Source organism: Rhodococcus sp. P4_F3_2 (assembly GCF_056401335.1).
Genome location: NZ_JBFUJN010000046.1, coordinates 1 through 15,592 on the forward strand (window position 1 = coordinate 1; position 15,592 = coordinate 15,592).

The 15,592-nt window shown below is 60.6% G+C and carries 17 protein-coding genes; 6 read left to right on the plus strand and 11 right to left on the minus strand.

Annotation, left to right across the window (positions count from 1 at the left end; all coding sequences use genetic code 11):
• The first annotated feature begins 271 nt into the window (after positions 1-271).
• Together AC1DWA_RS29625 and AC1DWA_RS29630 are read left to right on the plus strand one after the other, a co-directional pair.
• Positions 272-670 (plus strand): hypothetical protein, encoded by a 399-nt coding sequence (locus tag AC1DWA_RS29625; RefSeq protein ID WP_477847957.1) that lies wholly within the window; start codon positions 272-274, stop codon positions 668-670.
• A gap of 170 nt (positions 671-840) precedes the next feature.
• Positions 841-1,815: a hypothetical protein gene (locus AC1DWA_RS29630; RefSeq protein ID WP_477917399.1), complete on the plus strand. Its 975-nt coding sequence runs from the start codon at positions 841-843 to the stop codon at positions 1,813-1,815.
• A 386-nt stretch (positions 1,816-2,201) separates the two neighbouring features.
• Here the strand turns inward: AC1DWA_RS29630 and AC1DWA_RS29635 are convergent, their stop codons facing one another.
• From AC1DWA_RS29635 to AC1DWA_RS29665, 7 genes are all read right to left on the minus strand, one after another.
• Positions 2,202-2,882: a YqeB family protein gene (locus AC1DWA_RS29635; RefSeq protein ID WP_477847961.1), complete on the minus strand. Its 681-nt coding sequence runs from the start codon at positions 2,880-2,882 to the stop codon at positions 2,202-2,204.
• Positions 2,875-3,486 (minus strand): TetR/AcrR family transcriptional regulator, encoded by a 612-nt coding sequence (locus AC1DWA_RS29640; RefSeq protein ID WP_477847963.1) that lies wholly within the window; start codon positions 3,484-3,486, stop codon positions 2,875-2,877. The genes AC1DWA_RS29635 and AC1DWA_RS29640 overlap by 8 nt, the downstream gene beginning before the upstream one ends.
• A gap of 1,162 nt (positions 3,487-4,648) precedes the next feature.
• Positions 4,649-5,083, minus strand: coding sequence for a DUF6301 family protein (locus AC1DWA_RS29645; protein ID WP_477917401.1), 435 nt, complete (start codon positions 5,081-5,083; stop codon positions 4,649-4,651).
• 555 nt (positions 5,084-5,638) lie between these two features.
• On the minus strand, positions 5,639-6,610 hold the full coding sequence (locus AC1DWA_RS29650) for a DUF2332 domain-containing protein (RefSeq protein ID WP_477847967.1): 972 nt from the start codon (positions 6,608-6,610) through the stop codon (positions 5,639-5,641).
• Between the two features lie 247 nt (positions 6,611-6,857).
• Complete coding sequence (locus tag AC1DWA_RS29655) at positions 6,858-7,235, minus strand: hypothetical protein (RefSeq protein ID WP_477847969.1); 378 nt, start codon at positions 7,233-7,235, stop codon at positions 6,858-6,860.
• 289 nt (positions 7,236-7,524) lie between these two features.
• Entirely contained in the window at positions 7,525-8,013 is a 489-nt protein-coding gene (locus tag AC1DWA_RS29660; RefSeq protein ID WP_477847971.1) for a hypothetical protein, read from the minus strand.
• Positions 8,010-8,405 carry a hypothetical protein gene (locus AC1DWA_RS29665; RefSeq protein ID WP_477917403.1) on the minus strand — a complete coding sequence of 132 codons (396 nt, stop codon included), beginning with the start codon at positions 8,403-8,405 and terminating at the stop codon, positions 8,010-8,012. Before AC1DWA_RS29665 ends, AC1DWA_RS29660 begins: the two co-directional genes overlap by 4 nt.
• Positions 8,406-8,732: 327 nt before the next feature.
• On the opposite strand from AC1DWA_RS29665, the gene AC1DWA_RS29670 reads away from it, so the two are divergent.
• A complete protein-coding gene (locus tag AC1DWA_RS29670; RefSeq protein WP_477847975.1) occupies positions 8,733-9,245 on the plus strand; it encodes a hypothetical protein in 513 nt (170 codons plus the stop codon).
• A 103-nt stretch (positions 9,246-9,348) separates the two neighbouring features.
• On the opposite strand, the gene AC1DWA_RS29675 is transcribed toward AC1DWA_RS29670, so the two are convergent.
• The gene (locus AC1DWA_RS29675) at positions 9,349-9,933 is read right to left on the minus strand and encodes a hypothetical protein (RefSeq protein WP_477847977.1); all 585 of its coding nucleotides are present in this window, start codon (positions 9,931-9,933) and stop codon (positions 9,349-9,351) included.
• Between the two features lie 635 nt (positions 9,934-10,568).
• Between AC1DWA_RS29675 and AC1DWA_RS29680 the strand changes: the two genes are divergently transcribed.
• Positions 10,569-10,967, plus strand: a complete 399-nt coding sequence (locus AC1DWA_RS29680) for a hypothetical protein (protein ID WP_477847979.1) — start codon at positions 10,569-10,571, stop codon at positions 10,965-10,967.
• 127 nt (positions 10,968-11,094) lie between these two features.
• On the opposite strand, the gene AC1DWA_RS29685 is transcribed toward AC1DWA_RS29680, so the two are convergent.
• Positions 11,095-11,556, minus strand: coding sequence for a MarR family winged helix-turn-helix transcriptional regulator (locus AC1DWA_RS29685; RefSeq protein WP_477847981.1), 462 nt, complete (start codon positions 11,554-11,556; stop codon positions 11,095-11,097).
• Between the two features lie 71 nt (positions 11,557-11,627).
• Here AC1DWA_RS29685 and AC1DWA_RS29690 point away from each other — a divergent pair, with 71 nt between their 5' ends.
• Positions 11,628-12,188: a DUF6790 family protein gene (locus AC1DWA_RS29690; protein WP_477847983.1), complete on the plus strand. Its 561-nt coding sequence runs from the start codon at positions 11,628-11,630 to the stop codon at positions 12,186-12,188.
• A gap of 439 nt (positions 12,189-12,627) precedes the next feature.
• The gene (locus AC1DWA_RS29695) at positions 12,628-12,786 is read left to right on the plus strand and encodes a hypothetical protein (RefSeq protein ID WP_477917405.1); all 159 of its coding nucleotides are present in this window, start codon (positions 12,628-12,630) and stop codon (positions 12,784-12,786) included.
• A 369-nt stretch (positions 12,787-13,155) separates the two neighbouring features.
• Here AC1DWA_RS29695 and AC1DWA_RS29700 read toward each other — a convergent pair whose 3' ends face one another.
• Both AC1DWA_RS29700 and AC1DWA_RS29705 read right to left on the minus strand, forming a co-directional pair.
• Positions 13,156-14,175, minus strand: coding sequence for an alpha/beta fold hydrolase (locus AC1DWA_RS29700; RefSeq protein WP_477847985.1), 1,020 nt, complete (start codon positions 14,173-14,175; stop codon positions 13,156-13,158).
• 178 nt (positions 14,176-14,353) lie between these two features.
• Positions 14,354-15,574 carry an MFS transporter gene (locus tag AC1DWA_RS29705; RefSeq protein ID WP_477847987.1) on the minus strand — a complete coding sequence of 407 codons (1,221 nt, stop codon included), beginning with the start codon at positions 15,572-15,574 and terminating at the stop codon, positions 14,354-14,356.
• Positions 15,575-15,592 lie beyond the last annotated feature (18 nt).

Here is a 15,592-nt window from a genome sequence, read left to right on the forward strand (position 1 = left end):
TTTTTGTAGACCATCGGGTGACCCGCTTTCGTGGCGCGGATTTCGAATCCGGCCTTCTCGAGTGCCTTCAGGATCACTTTCGTGTCCTGGTCGATTCCTCTGAATCTCTGTGGCAATCTTCGCACCTCTCTATTTAGTTGACAACCACAGCATAACCACGAGGTTGTCAATTAGCAACCTATGGAGAATTCATCTGCTCCCTCGATTTGTTCCGAAGAGATCGCTTTCCCCTACCGAGGCAGAGCGGCGCGCAGCCACAGAGAGCGCTATCGTGGCCCGTACCGACGACGCCATGTCGGTGATTCGAACCGAGAATCTCAACAACGGGGGATCGACCACGCTCATGTCCACACTGTTCAGTCGTCTGCGTACGCGGCCGACCACAACCCGCAATGGCCTATCCGAAGAGTTCGCAGGATTCACTCGCACTCTCAGCGCGGAGGAACGCACTGAAATAGCTTCGGCAACTGCTGATTTGAACGCCGCGGTGGCAATGTACGAGATACGCGGAATCACCCATTGTCGGCATCGTGTTTCGGACACCGAGTCGGTAGCCGACGTTGTGGCTGCTATTCGTGCGCAGACGGAACTGGCGCACCTGTTCGGCGCTCGACGCGCCCGCCAGCGCGCAGACGGAGAGCTTCCTCCCCTGTCTGACCACAAGGACTAGAGAGCCAACACTCCTGATAGGGGCGCTTCCTGTCGAATCCGGTTCTGCACTGGGCGCTTCCGCATCGTCGCCTTATCGAGTGTTCGTGCACGACCACTCGGGATAGCTCGACAACTCCAGGCGCATCGCCGTCACCACGCATCAATCGCCGAATAGAAATGGAACGACTTATGGGGACCACCGCATCCTCCTCCGCTCGCGGGTCCCTCTCCGCAGACAGAGAAGCATTTCTCGTCGATGCCGATGGAACGGAGACCCCGATCACGGCGATCTCGGTCGAGCGGTGGACCGTATCAGAGCGTAAGGCTGCGAAATTCTTGTGTGCTGGCTGCCGGGTCCCCGTCCGCCCGTGGAACATGGACTCGATCAAGATGTCGCCGACATTCAGCGTTGGATCCAATGGGGTCGTCCACGAAGCGGACTGCGAGCGAAAGTCCCCGCAGGACAACTCATTGAGTTCCCGCGACAGCAAAACAAGTCTCGAAGGCACCCGCTCGGGCATTCCGCATCGACTGGTGCTCGTGGATCGTACGGTCGCCGCGAAAAAAGCTCCCGGCGAGGGCGACTCCGATGTTGACGTCGACAACCGGCGCAGGTCCCGCTCGGGGGGCGGTACAGCCAGATCGGTGCCTGGTGGCCGTAGCGACGTCGCTCACACACTCGGCCGTGTCGTCGACTACTGGAACTACCTCGCGACCAAAAGTGCGCGCGAAGCGCAATCACTTCGTATCCCCGGTGTCGACGCCGACAACTATCGGTACGCCTTCAGAAGGATAAGCGTCTGGAACGACGAAATCCCCGCACTCGCTGCCAGAGTTTTCTACGCCGAACTACGGTGGACAGTGCCACTATCCGAGGACGGGGATCTGCTCGCCATCACGCTGCTTCCGAAGCAACCCCGGAGCCAACAGCCGCTGCTCTGCACCCTCACCATCGACCGCGCCGGATGGCCCACCGGCCGGCGCAACGCCCTCCAACGAGAGTTGGACTGGGCATACACACATGCACGCAAATCCTGGCGGGTAGACAAAAGCTCTGCTCTGCAGGTCTTCGTCATCGCACAACAACATCCCGACGATCCGACAGCCTTCAGCGTCAATGACACACGCCTGATTTACCTCACCGACCACAAGATCACCCATTAGCGGCCACCACACCGGCTGATCAACACCTCGGATACGAGCGTTCATCTGTCATGAGTTTCTCCTTAACTGCACTAGGGAGAGAGCATCTGCCCTTGGTAATAGCCTTCAAACGACAAGACATCGTCAGAATCGGCAACACTGCGGGACGTCCGCCCGCACTCTGGTAGCGAAGCTGCCACTCGATACTGACGATGCACTTCGCATGTGAACATACTTCGTTGCAGCGCAGCGTGTTTCATCGACTATTGGCAACCCTGCGTACCAAGACTCGTCGTATCACCCAACCGGCTTGGACAGTACGTCTCACCCGGCCGCAGCGCTGCACGTCGCGGAATTTCGAGACTGGCAAGTGCGTGATTAACGTGAGCCCGAATGAAGCACAGGCTTCACGGAATCGCCCGGTACTGCTGGGTGTCGTGGCGATCCCGCACTGCGATGCCGAGGTCACGGAGTTCGTCTCGGGCGTCTTCAGCGGCGCCGGGACGTTTGTCGGCCAACGCTCGCTGCCGGGTGCGCAGGAGATCGTGCGCACGATCATCCAGAGACCCACTTCCGTCGATCCATGTCTCGAAGGTGTGGTCCCGGGGGTCTCGTGTGCCCTGCCAGGGGTACGCGAAGTGCTCGAAGGCGGCGTGCAGTCTGTGCACGAGAACCTTGTCAGTCGGGACGCGAAGCAGCTCGTTGGAGGCGCTGTCGATGACGACAAGGTCGCGGCTGTCGGTGAACACGCCGCCGATGCGTCCGCGGGCGACATGCCGGCTGCTCCCGGCCCGATGCACCGTCACCCCTTCCGAAGTGATCGCGATAGTGCCATTCTCCTTTTGCCACACTCTGGAGAACCAGGCCCCGACACCGAGCCCGACCAGAGTAAGTACCGGGATCGCCCAGACCAGGGGCAGCCCTGCGGCCAAGCGCAGCGGACCGGGCGCATCGCCGACGAACCCGAGTAGCCAGGTCACGAGCGGCCCGATGACGAAGGCGGCGCCGAACCCGAGCACCGCACCCGACACGTGAATGCCGACGATCCATCGTCGCGGGATCGAGACGTTGATGGAGTTTTCAGCCATGACGTTCCTCCTGACGGCCTCGCGGGGGCTTGAAGTAACCGAGCACGGTGCGGTGCAACTCGGTATGTGGGGAGTGCCCTGGCCGGGCATTGAGATAGGTCGCATCGACGATCGCCAGCAGCCAAGTTGCTGTCTCGGTCGCGTCCAGGTTCGAGTCGATGGCGCCGTCTGCGATCCCGCGAGCGATCAGAGCGGCAAGTCCTTCACCGAGGACGTCTGCGGTACGCCCCACCACCGCCAGCAGCTCGGGGTCAACCCCGACGCGGCGTAACAGCTCGATCAGCATGCCCGAGGCCGAGGGGTCGGCAGCGTCTTGGGTCAGGGCGTCGAGTATGTCCAAGATCGCCGCCACCGAGTCGGACCCTGCACTGTGCCGGGCGATCAACGCCTCGGCGGTGGGCAGGTCTCGTTCGAACACAGCTCGGAATAAAGAGGCCTTGTCCTCGAAGTAGTAGAAGACACTGGCCGGACTGGTGCCGACCGCCTTGGCGACCTCGGCGACGCTCGTGCGGTCGTATCCCTGAGCTGCGAACAGGCGACCAGCCTCGACGGCGATCTGCTCCCGCTTCTGCGCGATCCGTTCCGGATCAGCCCGTCTCGACACACCACTCCTCTATATTGTCTGATCAGTCAATCAAAGAATAGACCTCAGTGGTGACGCCTGCAAGAAGCATGCCTTTGCCAGAACCGGTCCGAACGTGCGTGAAGTCTCGACGTTCCCGGTCGCCGAGGAAATGCGGACTTAGGACAACGCTGGGGTCATCATGAAGATGACCACCATCAAATATTCTCGTAAGTTCCTCGAAAAACATTGTCGCTGTACCGATTACCTCACCTGACGTATCGAGCAACCTGTACGACTCGACTTCGGAACCTGTCGAAATCAGCCAGCCCCACGACAAGAACCACAAGCCTTGCAAGATCAGCCCGGCGCGTCTCGCTACACATACCGAGGAAAGCACCCACGCGGCACCTGAACTGCAATGATGCGATTCGCTAGTTCAGTCAGTACGCCAGCGCTCCCCTGTCGGGGGCTGCCCGAGCGTGGCGAGCATCGGCGGCACTGCCTTTCCCGTAGCCGGACTCATCTCTCCACTGTGTGCCGGTTTGTCCTGGCTCGCGACCGTTTTCGAGAGGTTGAGACACTGTCGATATGACTCGATCCCCTGACGACGATAGAGGCTGGAGGCCACCGCCTGACGAGGGTCAGGCCGGAATGGTTTTGCTGCCGAATGGTTGGTGGGGATATCGGTACAAGGCCGGGGTGTGGCCCCTCATGGTCGAGAAACCAGAGGAGCACGAATACCGAAAGCTTCTGACATGCAACAACATTCAAAAACACCCAAAAACGAGCCCCACAACACCCCCACCCGACCCGGCACCACTCCCCCACAACCACCGAACCCGAACACCCCGCCGGCACCCAAAAACGCCGGCGCCCCACACACCCCCAACAACCGCCCCGGGGCATGTCATCACCGCAGGTCAAACCCTAAAACACCAACACCGAACCCACCCACACCAACCAAGCACACCCCACACCGACATCTACCACCCAACGCGAACCGGGGACGTGTCATCACCGCAGGTCAACACCACAAAACGAGCACACCAGCACACCCCGACAACACCGCCCACTCAACTTTTCAGCAATGACAGCGAGTCGGGCCAGACCGCAGCCTCAACCAACCTCACGTCTACTCATCTTCGGCGCTCTGCTCGTATTCGTCGTTCCATTGCTGGTGCGCAGGACTGACCAGATACACTCAGACCGATGAGACGCCGATCTGGACCCTAACCACCAGGCTCGGAAGGTCCCAGCGCAGGCCGCGGGTCGGTTCGATCCACCAATCCGTGGGCCGCTGCCCCAGCAGTTCGAACATCCGGTCCACGAGTGCATCGAAAACTTCATCCAGCTCAGGCTCCAAGTCGCTCTGACCGAGAACCACATCACTGGCACGGAAGGAGATCATATCGATCGCTCGCGACAATTCGGTTGTCGATAAGTCCGCGACGCCCACCATCACATCGGGGCGATTGACTTCGAGATTGGTCACGGCTGCTGGCACCTGCTCATCGAGGCCGCTGAACTGCCAACCGACCTGACCGCAGAACGGCGGCAGGTCATTGACGGCCCACGTCCAGTCGAACTCAGCGGCCACGCGCACCGCCTGGGCAGCACGTTCGATATCTGCTCGCACCTTTTACAGCTCTCTCTCGTAGTCAGAGTTGGTGATTCGGTAGTGGCCGTCAAGGCGGTCGTAGCCTCCCACATCACGACGGGGCCAAGTCCAATCACGACCGTCATCGCACGCGCCTCTATCCCCGATCAACCGGCATCGACCACTCGGGTTCAGGCGGTGGTTGTCGCCGCCGCGAATAAAACGCCGCACCCATCAACACCCACCCGGCGACAGCGAACACCGACGCCGCACCATCGAACACCACCCGCACCTCGCGCACGTCATGAGACGTCGCATAAGTACACGAGGACCCGACAACCGGCAGCCACACCCGCGACGCACTTTCCAACGCCACAGCGGAATCGGCTGCGCACAGYTCATACGAAGACCGCCCCACCCCYAGGAACGCGAARGCACCAACCGCCCCCACCACCAACACGAACCCCACCCCGAACACCACCCACCGACGCCACCGCGTCCCTCCCCCGCATGCCATCACCCACGCACCATAAGCCGAGCAACCACGCAATACAGCCACCTGTGCGGCGTGAATCTGGAAGGGCGCTGCCCAAGTCAGGGCGACGCGAACCAGTCCAGCGATTGTCCATGCGCTCCGGCGTACGCAAGCGGTCTGCCGTCGAGGGTGACGACGAACTGGCCGCGGGTTTCTGAGATCGGCTTGGGGAGTTGATCGACGACTGACGTGATCACCCCGCCGCCTTCGTTGGAGATCCAGTGGCACGGCAAACCGCGCACAGTGTCCTCGAATGACGTTCGCGCGTCGAGATCGAGGTAGTTGAGGACCGCGCTACCGAACACAACGATGGTCGTGTCCCGTGGAGCGTCATGAACCAAGCCTGCGATGGTGTCGGTGAGATCCCCCGCGACCAAGTGCGGCGGCTCTTGCCGCGCGATGGCAGCGGTAGCTCGGAGGCGATCCAGCCGGTTCGTCTGCCCCGGCCAGACAAGGCATTCAAGCCAGCGCATGTCGTCGGTGTCGTTGACGTCGAGCGGATTCAGATCGACTCCGGCCCGGTGGACCACTGTCGGAACGGCTGCGGGCAGGGGCGGGCGACCCGTCGTGACGCATGGCAGAACAACTGGCGAAGGCCCTGATGCGGGGTCGATGGAGTCTTGATCATCGCCGTAGTGGTAGCTGAACCGGTCCGGATACAGGCACAGCCCGGCCGAGGCCCCGACCTCGATCAGTGACAGCGGTCCCGGAAGTTGCGAGAGCACCGGGAGCAGCGCTGCGACTCGACCGACCTCGTTCGTCTGAGTGCTGCGCGCCAGCGCCACCTCTCGGACCGCGCCCCAGTGTACGACCATCCAATCCTTGAACAGCAGGAACAGTGATTCCTCCACGCCCAGGTATCGCGCCGCACCAAGCACGAGGTTCGGCTGCCGCTTGTCGGTCGGCAACTGGTCGATCAGAGCGACAAGCTCCCGATCGTCGGCGATGCCCAGGCACCACCGTTCGTAACACGGCGAATTGCCGCGGGCCTCGTACTCGGCGAACAACCGATACCGCCGCGAAGTATCCATAGCTGATTCTTACCCGGCTGCGCCACCCAGTGCGGCGCAGCCACCGCCAACACCCGATATCTGATGGGTTGCCGAAACCCATAGGGACACCCCGACACGGCACCACTCCCCACACCACCGAACCCGAACACCCCACGGGGCGGGCCCATCCGGTTGTGAACAGCTGATATTTCAGTCGTACGGCGCAGAGCACCCAGAGCAGAAGCGGTGAAGCGCTACCCGAACTTGTTGTGCGACCGAAACGCGTTTACTGCACGCCCTCATCGATCCACAGATCGGGATATGGAATCTCTCCGAAACGCTCGACAGGCCAGGGAACCAGCTTGCCGTGGACGGTGAAGGCAATGGTTCTACGTGGCGGCTTTCTGCGTGGACGAACGTCGACAGCCCGGAAGGAGAACCCATCCTGCTGCACCGATTCCCAGTCGAAATCGACTGTTTCACCGATCTCAACATCTCCACTTTGCCCCCTGATTTCAAGCGACTCTCCAGCGGCGAGTGGTGGGTGTTGGAGCGTCCACAGATTGCTGTAATAGAACCAGCATCCGCTCGGAGTATCCGTAGAGTCGATGACCCCCCAGCCAGCGTCCCTATTCCACGCCCCCACCACACCTACGCTCGTCATCTCACAAACTGTAACGGCCCCCGCCGGGAATGATTACAGGGCGCGGTGTCTTGCTCGGAGGTGACGGGTTAGCGAAGTGGAGCTGCGCAGTCGATGACCGACGTATCGCCGTACCTGCAATTCGGTAGTTAGCGCCAGCGCCTAATCCGCCGGCGCCCCATACACCCACAACAACCAAACACTCCCCACACCGACATCCACCAACCAGCGCAAACCGGGGACGTGTCATCACCCCAGGTCAACGCCCACAAAAGTACCCAGACATTCGCCGAGGAACCCGGCGCTGCCGTCAGTTGTCAATTATTTGAAGCGCCGGATGTTGATCTCCAACAGAATCGCCAATATCAATGTCACAGCCAAAGCAATCAACAAAGGTGTGCGGAGATACTCGTTTTCCGACCACGCTGAAACAGCCACCACCACAATGAGCAAGAACAAAGACAACACCGAGATCTGAAGATTTCGCATTTTCCCTCAAATTGGTAAACAAGCACATTTCATACACAACGCAAACGCCATACGAGACCCAACAGCGCTGAGATTCATAAATCCCGCTCAGAGTGAACGTGAAGCCCGCCGCTCCCCACACGCCAACACCGCCATCGCCCCCACAATCACAACGGTCTCCACCCACAAAAGCCACAACGGCACAACGGCACAACGGCACAAACCGATCAGCGAACACCACGAAGGCGCAGGTAACCAACGTCAGAACAAACAACCACCCAAAACGACACGAAGCACCCACCGCAGCCTCACGCTCGTCATGAGAAGTCACATAGGTACACGAGAGGAACCTCGGCGGCACAGCCTGACAAAGACACTCACCATCGCGGCCAGCATGAGCGTGTACGGCACTACAACGAGCAGTTGCTCCCTGCTGCTCAACACCGGACTCCAACTGTTCGGATCACGTCGAGCAAGCGGTGCCAGGTACTCCTGAATCGAAACACTGATGGCCAACAGACAAAAGGACATCACGAGCGCCAGGCCCACAGCGGCGAGGGCCCGCCCCCGCCGGAATGTGCTGGAAGATTTCAGTTTTCCGCTGCCGATGAGAGTGATGATCCCGCCGGGGATAACGAGTATCAATCCGACGGCACCCAACAGGTTCCACGTCACGATGACATCGCCAGCGACTTCGTACCCAACGCCAAGTGCACCGGCCAACAAAGTCAGACTCCACCACAGAAGAGGAAGCAACCCAACGACGGCAACTCGACAAGAATCTTTGACCGACCAAGAAGACACGATGGGCATACCCCCATATTGCCCGACACGAAAGACCGCAGCCTCCTGACGCACACTCAACAACTACCTGCTGTTCATTGCGGCGAATGAGCCTCTAGCCCCTTCCCTATCTCATTCACCACCAATAGCCCAGCCAACCCGCCACAGAACCCGAAAAGGCCCCCCACCGGACCTTGGGTTCTAAGGATCGTCGCAACACCTGACTTCATTGCGATACAGGGGTTTACATGCCGTTAGGATCGGCAAATGACTGCAACGTGGGTGAGTTTGGATCTCATTTATCCGATGATCAGGCTGCACAAGGATCCTGATGCTGGCCAAGTCACCTCCTTGGGAAAGGTGATGCACCTCGGGGATGGGCTGGCGATTATTTCGACGGGACGGACTTATGGCCCTACCGAAATCAGTGTAGAGGTTCTGAATGCGATCCCCCCTGTCGAACTGTCTCAATGGGAAGCGGTAGAGGAAGCGTCGATCGTTCTGTCTCACACTTCCGAATTTGCGACGGTTTCGATGTCGGATAATTCGCAAATCGAACTCACGCCAGTAGCGTTCGACTCCGTAGCATCTTTCGCAGCAGGCTTGTATGGAATCCGTGTGAGTGTTCGCGGCCGTAGCGAGTTCTCACGCGATGTGGCGTGCTTGATTCAACTATGGCCAACTACGGAAGAGATTCCGCTACAAAATTTGAAGGATGAAGACGGCGTAGATGTTAACGATCTATACCGAATGAGTACCGATCCGCACCCTGAAGGGTAGCGGTGGCCCTAAAGAACAACATCGGTTCTGGACTCAGCTTGGGTCAAGCCGAACCATCGTCCGCAATTCTCGACACCTCTCCGAATCAACGGGGCCGAGTGGGCTACCGCAAGGCTCTGACTTCACGGACCTTCAGTAGGGCAGCCACCGCGAGGATGAAAAGTCCGCCGAGCCAAGTCATCTGCAGTAGAAGGTTTTTCCATTCGCCTCGGTCCGTGATCTCGTTGAAGGACGTGACCACACCGATGAGGAACACCACCACGGAAGGGACCGCCCAGACGAGCATGAATCGGGTCGGGGCGTAGTCGACCTGGTCTCTGAGGTGGTCGACACGTCTGGATGCGAAGACGAAGAGGGCGATGATCAGGACCGGCGCGACAAAAGTGAACCATGCAGCGAAGATTCGACTCGGGCTGTGACGAGCAAGGTCTCCGATGGTGTTGATCAGCAGCCAGGTCGACAACAACCACATGGTGATCGCTCCAGCGAACCACGGTCGCGGGGCGGCCTCTACGTCGCTCCGCTCCCACAGCATGAGGCGAAACGCGAAGATCGCGACAGCTCCGACGACCCCTCCGACGGCGAGGACGGCGATTTCGCCGATCCAGTCCGATGCGGTCCATTCCGACAGATGCTTGTTTACCGCGGTGCTCGTGTCATTGGCCAGAGTGCTGAAGCCGTCGTTCATTGGCTGGTACCCCTAGGTTTTGGTGCCGTTGACTTCTCGGCTCGGTAGTTCTGTGCTCGCGCGGTGCCGATGTCGTAGCCGTCGACGTGTTCGCCAGCTCCGCGCTCGTATGTCCCGCCCACGTGATCGGGGTCGTATGTCATGAAAACGACGTCGGGTCGGCCACCGTCTCATAGAAAGATGTCGCTCACGCCCTCTCCGCAATCAAAAAACTGACCGAAACCGCGAACATACGTGAGATCGTCGAGTACGAAGAAGCACACGAGAATCGCCACTCAGTCGTCTCCGCCGCACAAACACCACTTGCAGTGAGCCCCGGAGAAGTCATCGGCATCGACTGTACAGCCGACGCACGGCCATCGCCCTACTCTCTCGGATCAGCGGTCAGCCGTCTCCGAAAGCGCTGTCGTGCAACGCTGTCGCGCGGAGAGGACCGTAACCCATACGCGTGGGTGACCGGTCAGCGCGCGAGCGATGTCGATCACTCTCACATTGGTCGATATTTGCTTCTTCGACAACGACATGTTCATGCGCAATGACCTGTTCGAGGTGGACCGTGCAGTGGGGGTCGTCGTCGATCTCGATCTCGACGACGTACCACTCATACCGGCCCGCCCCTCGATCGTCCCGGTGACGTGTCGGGGTCGGGCCAGACGTTGTGGGTCGCGGACCAGCAATTGCCGATCGTGGTGAGCATCGACCCCGAACATGTTGCCTGCGAACACGTTCTGCCCGGACCCATCGGACACTCGAGGCACGTGTGGGCCACCTCCACAGGATGTTGGGTGGGCGGCCACGACGGGCTGTACCGGTGCGTGATCGGCGAAGAACCTCGCAAAATCATGGACTGGCCGGTACCTCACGGTGCCGTGATCGGCGAGCACTTCCTGGCATGCCCATCCGGCACGAGGTGGTCCCTGCACACCCAGGACCACGAACCCGTCGCGGTGGACGTGCCGGACGGCTACGTCAGATCGATTGCCGTGCAGCCGGGCATCCCCGACGATCCCGTTGCTGTTGCTCAACCACGTTGACACACCAAACCTGAAGTGCACGAAAACCCACCCCCATCGACGTAGCCGAAGAAGAAGAGTCGAGCGCTAACGCACGAAATCGATGACAGGTGGTGCGGCTTCGTTGTCGCCGCCCTGCCATCTGGCCTTACCCCTCCTGCGCGAGGTTCCACACAAGAGTCTTCCGGGTCAGCGGAACCAAGAGCTCAGCGAGGCGGCGTGAGTCGTTGAGATAGCGTTCGTAAGGGAAGTCGTTTTGGGTCAACCAGTCCCGCAATTCGGTTGCCATCGCCGCACCCGTCGCGTGGAAAAGCTTCAGACCAGCCGGGGTTGCGGACACCAGTCGGCGCCGACCGTGCGATGGATCAGTGATGATGTCGACGAATCCGGCGTTCTGCAAGATTTGCAAGGCGCGGGAGGTCGCCGCCTCCGATAGCCCGAGGGTGTCAGCGAGCTGGTGTTGCGTAGCCGCGGGCCCTTCTTCCAATGCCCCAATGATTCGCATTTGCGTGTACGTCAGCTCGGCCGCGTCAGCCGCGAGTCGGCCGCGCGCGAGCTCTCCGAAGATCGCAACGACTCGGTGGAGCAAGTCAGTGAGCCCGTCATCCATGACAAAACTGTAGCTTAATCTTGCATACGCAATCTTGCGTTCGCAATATTGCGTATGCAAGACTCTTCTTTATGTCTCATTTGATGTTCACTGTTCAGACTTCGGTGCCACTCCTCTGGTTGGTGATTGCGGTGGTCGGTGCAAGTATTCACTCCGCGAGAACAGCCCACCTGTCACGACTCGAGGTCTGGCAAAGATGGTGGGCGGCTGCCGCTCTGGGATGTGGCAGCGCTTGGATGACGATTTCATTCCTTCTGATCCCGGACGTGATGACGACCGCGATCGGATTTCCGCAAACACCGTTCGTCACCGAAATTGCATTCGCGAATCTTGGCCTTGCCGTCGGCGGCTTCCGAGCCGTGCACGCAGGCACCCGAGAACGTCTCACCATCGGTTTGATGGCCGGCATGTTCCTCTGGGGAGCCACAATCGGTCATCTGTATCAGTCGTTCGCCCACGGGAACTGGGCTCCTGGCAATACCGGTGGTGTGCTCGTCTACGACGCCCTCATCCCCGCAGTCATGATCTTGCTCGCACTCCGGGGCAGGTCGGACGCCGAAGCATGTACAGGCGCGAAGACCACGGTTCAGCTGAGTCACTGGCGCGCGAGGAGAAAAGGCATGTCAGCGTGACACGTGTGATTCGAACGGAGCACCGGCTCGACCGGCTCGTGAACTTCTCGCACGCGACCGCCGCTTTTGGATCTAGTTGCTGCAACTCCGCCTCGTTGACCTCACGGCGGGCGTGCAGCATAAACACGAGTGGGAGTTTCTCAGTGAAGGTGAATTTTGCCTAGATCGACAGCATCGCCTCCCCTTCTCGTCGCATCTAATCACGGCTGCTGGGCAAACCTCGACCCCAAGTGACATATGCACCGGCATGCTCGCGGCCGCGAGCCTGGCGTCCGCAGTCATGGAAATGCTCGTCATGTGAAATGCGGCTCCCTGCAACATTGTCCCGAACTGATCGAGACGGCGGCCAGGCAATCGCGGGAGATCACCAAGCTCACCGGCCCGTCGTATGGGTCGGCATTTCGATGGGTACGTGATATTTGACATCTACTCCCGATACATGGTCGGAGCCCGCGTTCATACGCACGAATCCGGTTTTCTGGCAGTAGAATTGGTGGAAAAGATCTTCGCGGTGCGTGGCATTCCGAATCTTGCCGACGCTGACCACGAAACATGGATGACCAGCAACACCCGTCGCGGCGATCGTCGTGGATCTTGAGGTGACCCGCTCGCACTCACGTCGCGGATCTCAAACGACAAGGTCTTCCCTGGCAGTACAACCACCAGATTGTCCATCACGAACCTTCCTCGGACGCGTTGTTACTCCTGATCGGTGACAGCAGCAATCCAAGCACGACGAATTCGCCGGCTCCGAGAGGTTTCAGCGGATTGCAGGGTCGGTGCCCGCCAATGTCGGTAGCTGCCGATGTCGGGAACTACTGCGAGGACATTCGTCAGCGTGATCATCTGCGCCACCTGAGCTACAGCGATATGCGTCAGCAGACTGACGAACGCGTCCCCGAGCGATTTGAGCGCAGTGCCGGTCGTCGGCTGATTCCGTCAGCCACTTCTCGGTCACGTCGAGCGGCTAACACAGGTTTTTGTCGCGAAGCCACGCACGAATGACGTCGACGTGTTCGGCTTTTCTTTCTACGGGCAGCCAGTGCCCCGCGAGAAGATTCGTCACGGTGAGGTCTTTGCAGGCAACCCGCATGGGATCTCCTAGCCGGTTGCCGGTGATGCTGCAGATGACGTCCCAGTCGCCGTTGACGAACAAGACCGGCAGAGACAGACACCCAGCATCGGGGGCCGTGCGCGCGTAGGCGATGTTGGCATCGTCATTGACGTACCAGGCGGAGGGCCCCCGGAAACCGTGTGCCGTGAAGGCCTCCACCAGGGTGTCGAAGTCCGCCGGCGGCCACAGATTCGGATCGGCGGGTTCCACCGGGGCACGATGAGTGGAGCCGAATCGTCCTCCGTTGCGGGTGACGAGCGCTGTCGAAGACACCTTCCCCACAGCGTCGGGGTCACCCTGCTTATAGACCGAAGCCAGAGTCGCTGCCAGGTCCGCGTCAAGGTCGGCGACGGCGGCCTCGAAGTGGGTTTCGTAGTAGCGGTAGTAGTCCCATTGCCCGTCCGGATATTCGTCGACCGGGTAGATTTCTCGATCCACCAGCGGGACCAGGGTCGGCAACGCGTTCATGTCCGGGAAGTACGCCAACGACGTCAGCACCAGGCCGCGGCTGCGTTCCGGGTGATGGGCGGCCAGGGAGCTGGCGATGACGCTGCCCCAGTCGTGGCCGATCCAGATCGCTGGTCCACCACCGAGATGGTCGTGGAACTCAGTCATGTCCTGAACGACTTTTCGGGTGGTGTATTCGCTCGTCTCGTCGGGAACGGATGAGCCTCCGAAACCGCGCAGATCGGGAGCGACGCAATGCCATCCGTCGGCGGCGAATGCGTCGATCTGCGCGCGCCACATGAGGCCGATGCTTGGCCAGCCGTGGAGGAAAATCATCAGCGGCCCGTTGTCTGGCCCGCTCTCGAGGTAATGCGTCGTGTGGCACGGCGTGTTGAATGTCTTGGACGTCAGGGTGGAGGCGGTCATAGCTCAGGCCACCTCCGTTCCGGGAGTCCCACAGACCCAGAAGCCAAAGCAACAACGACTGGGCGCGAGTCCCGTCGCAGGGCCCAGTTGGTGACGTGATGCTCTCATGGTGATACTCCAATACAGATGTAGGACGGGTGGGTGAGAAAAGGGGCAGAGGGGTACGGCGAGCTGTGATTCAGTTCGTTGCGGCGCGCAGCCGGGGTGTGCGTTCGGCGTTCTGCCGGCGAGCCCGGGTGACCCCGGTGACAGTCGCGGTCAGGATCAGCAGGATTTCCAGGACACCGTAGGCGACGGCGGTCGGTTGGAGGCCGATCCACTCGACGGCGAGGCCCGCGAACAGGGCGGGGATGCTGAAGGCGATGTAGCTGACGATGTACATCGTCGCGAACACTTGCCCCCGCTGATTCGCAGGGGCCGCGTCGCCCAGCGCGTTGACGACGTACCGGAACACAGCACCGAAGCCAAAGCCGGCGATGACCGATCCGACAACGTAGGGGGGCAATGACCCGAGCAGTGTCGCCCCGATCGTGACCAAGACGCCCAGGCCGAGGGTCCGGTATCCGGCCCACTCCCGCAGTTGGGGCGCCAGTTCGGCCGAGACGACGGTGCCGATGATGCCTGCGGTGAAGAAAAGGCCGAGGACGATCCCGACGATGAAGTGATTGTGGACGTCGAGGACGGTGCCTATCACGGACGATCCGAGCGACAAGTACAGCCCGGCGAGTGCCCAGGTTGCGCCGATAGCCGGGACAAGTGCGAAGAAAATTGGCCGCGTGGCCCGGGGTAGCCCGGCGCTTGGCAGGAGCGACCTCCACACCGATTCCCGCGGAGATGCCTCGGTGTGGGAGCGCTCAGGGATAAACCATACGAGCACGGCGAGGGCGAGGTAGGCGGCGGCGAGGATCCAGAAGACCAACTGACGAGGAAAGGGCGCGAACTCCACGAGCGCGCCGGCGAGGACCGCGCCGATCGCGATGCCAAGCGGTGGGACGGCGCTACTGATGATTGACCCGCAGTTCGGGTTCGGCGCTGCATCCATGATCATGGCTGTGATGGTGCCCGTAGCAGCGCCGACGGCGAACCCTTGCACGATGCGTGCCGTCATGAGGCCACTAATGCCCCCGGCGATCGCGAACAGCAACATCCCTATCGCCAAGAGCACGAGGGCCCCGAGAGCGACAGGCCGACGCCCTACCCGGTCAGAAAGCGAGCCCACGGTCAGCAGCGCGACGAGCATCGAGATGACATAGACGGCGAAGATGACCGTCAGCGCGAACGAGGAAAACCCCCACACCCCTTGGTAGACGGGATACAGCGGAGAGGGCGCCGACGCGGCTGACAGGTTCGCGGCGCCGGCCGTGCCGGCGACGGCGAATGACACTGAACGGTTGAACACTAAACCTCCCCTAAAGCC

What these genes read in the sequence shown, in the direction of transcription:
- AC1DWA_RS29635 (WP_477847961.1), bottom strand. Translation starts at nt 2,882, where the DNA reads ATGGCTGAAAACTCCATCAACGTCTCGATCCCGCGACGATGGATCGTC.
- AC1DWA_RS29670 (WP_477847975.1), top strand. Translation starts at nt 8,733, where the DNA reads ATGACTGCAACGTGGGTGAGTTTGGATCTCATTTATCCGATGATCAGG.
- AC1DWA_RS29650 (WP_477847967.1), bottom strand. Translation starts at nt 6,610, where the DNA reads ATGGATACTTCGCGGCGGTATCGGTTGTTCGCCGAGTACGAGGCCCGC.
- AC1DWA_RS29630 (WP_477917399.1), top strand. Translation starts at nt 841, where the DNA reads ATGGGGACCACCGCATCCTCCTCCGCTCGCGGGTCCCTCTCCGCAGAC.
- AC1DWA_RS29675 (WP_477847977.1), bottom strand. Translation starts at nt 9,933, where the DNA reads ATGAACGACGGCTTCAGCACTCTGGCCAATGACACGAGCACCGCGGTA.
- AC1DWA_RS29690 (WP_477847983.1), top strand. Translation starts at nt 11,628, where the DNA reads ATGTCTCATTTGATGTTCACTGTTCAGACTTCGGTGCCACTCCTCTGG.
- AC1DWA_RS29685 (WP_477847981.1), bottom strand. Translation starts at nt 11,556, where the DNA reads ATGGATGACGGGCTCACTGACTTGCTCCACCGAGTCGTTGCGATCTTC.
- AC1DWA_RS29695 (WP_477917405.1), top strand. Translation starts at nt 12,628, where the DNA reads ATGGTCGGAGCCCGCGTTCATACGCACGAATCCGGTTTTCTGGCAGTA.
- AC1DWA_RS29655 (WP_477847969.1), bottom strand. Translation starts at nt 7,235, where the DNA reads ATGACGAGCGTAGGTGTGGTGGGGGCGTGGAATAGGGACGCTGGCTGG.
- AC1DWA_RS29700 (WP_477847985.1), bottom strand. Translation starts at nt 14,175, where the DNA reads ATGACCGCCTCCACCCTGACGTCCAAGACATTCAACACGCCGTGCCAC.